The organism is Sandarakinorhabdus sp. (assembly GCF_040398645.1).
In the GTDB taxonomy this organism is placed as follows: domain Bacteria; phylum Pseudomonadota; class Alphaproteobacteria; order Sphingomonadales; family Sphingomonadaceae; genus Sandarakinorhabdus.
Window position 1 is genome coordinate 1 of the sequence record NZ_JBBATR010000089.1, and the last position, 1,558, is coordinate 1,558.

Sequence of the window (1,558 nt, forward strand, 5' to 3'; positions counted from 1 at the left end):
CGCGTCCCAAATCCGCCGCAAAGCACCCCCCGCAAACAATCGGGTGCAGGGGTCACCCCTGCCCGCCGGAGGCTCCCCTTTTCAGCCTCTTTGCCTCCGCCGGCCAGCGCGCTAAAGCCAAGGTGACATTGGAGAGAAGCACCATGAACAATATCCGCCTGCTGGCCCTTGCTGCCACTGCGCTTGCCGCGCCCGCCATCGCGCAGGAAATCCCGCTGGGCCGGCTTTCGGATGCGGTGCGGCCCACCGCCTATCGCATCGATCTGAAGGTTGATCCGGCGCTGGCGGATTATAGCGGCCATGCCGAGATTGATGCGGTGGTGAAGGCGGCGACGCGGCGGGTGTATCTGCATGGGCTGGGCCTGAAAATCGGCAAGGTCGATGTGGTGGCCGGCGGCAAGACCTATGGGGCGCGCTACAGCGAAGTTGATCCGTCGGGCGTGGCGCAGCTTGATCTGACCGGCGTGTTGCCGGCCGGGAAGGTGCGGTTCCGCTTTGATTACAGCACCGGCTTTCGCAGCGGCGCCGAAGGCCTGTTTCGCGCCAAGGTTGGGGACAGCTGGTATGCCTGGACCCAGATGGAGCCATTGGATGCCCGCCGCATGTTCCCCGGCTTTGATGAGCCCGGTTTCAAGGTGCCCTTCACCGTCAGTGTGACGGCGCCGGCCGCGCTGAAGGCGTTTGGCAACACGCCCGAAACCGCCGCCACCACCGCTGCTGGCTGGACCACCCACCGTTTTGCGCCGTCCAAACCGCTGCCCACCTATCTGGTGTCGATCGGCGTGGGCAATTTCGATGTGCGCGAAACCGTGATTGCGCCCAACGCCGTGCGCAAAACGCCGTTGAATTTCCGGGTGATCGCCGCCAGCGGCCAGGCCGGCCGCATGGGCACCACGCTTGCCGAAGTGCCCAAGATCGTTGGCATCCTCGAAGATTATTTCGGCATCGCATATCCATACGAGAAACTGGATTTCATCGCATCGCCAGTGATGGGCGGCGCGATGGAAAATGCCGGCCTGATCCTGTTTCAGGACACGCTGATCCTGCTCGGCGATGCGCCGCCGCCCAGCCAGTTGCAATCCTTCGGCATCGTGTCAGCCCATGAACTGGCGCACCAGTGGTTTGGCGATCTCGTCACGCCCAGCTGGTGGACGGATATCTGGCTGAACGAAAGCTTTGCCGAATGGATGGGCAACAAGGCCGCGCAGCGCTGGAACCCCGAATTGGGCATTGCCGCGGGCGAACTGGCCGGCGCGTTCAGCGCCATGGACACCGATTCGCTGGGCCGCGGGCGCCCCATTCGCCAGACCATCACCCGCAACGATCAGGTGATCAGCGCCTTTGATCTGATCACCTATCAAAAGGGCGCCCAGACGGTTTCGATGTTCGAAAGCTTTGTTGGCGCCGAAAATTTCCGCAAGGGCGTGCAGCTGCACCTGAACCGTTATGCCTACAAGAACGCCACTGCCGAAGATTTCTTCGCCAGCGTCGCCGAAGCCAGCGGCAATGCCCAGGTGGTGCCGGCGCTGCGCAGCTTCACCGATCAAACCGGCGTGCC

At 63.2% G+C, this 1,558-nt stretch carries 1 protein-coding gene; it reads left to right on the forward strand.

Annotated elements, in window-relative coordinates; translation table 11 throughout:
* Positions 1–143 precede the first annotated feature (143 nt).
* Positions 144–1,558 (forward strand): M1 family metallopeptidase (locus ABWP50_RS12975; protein WP_353218408.1); only part of this gene is annotated, 1,415 nt, incomplete at its 3' end.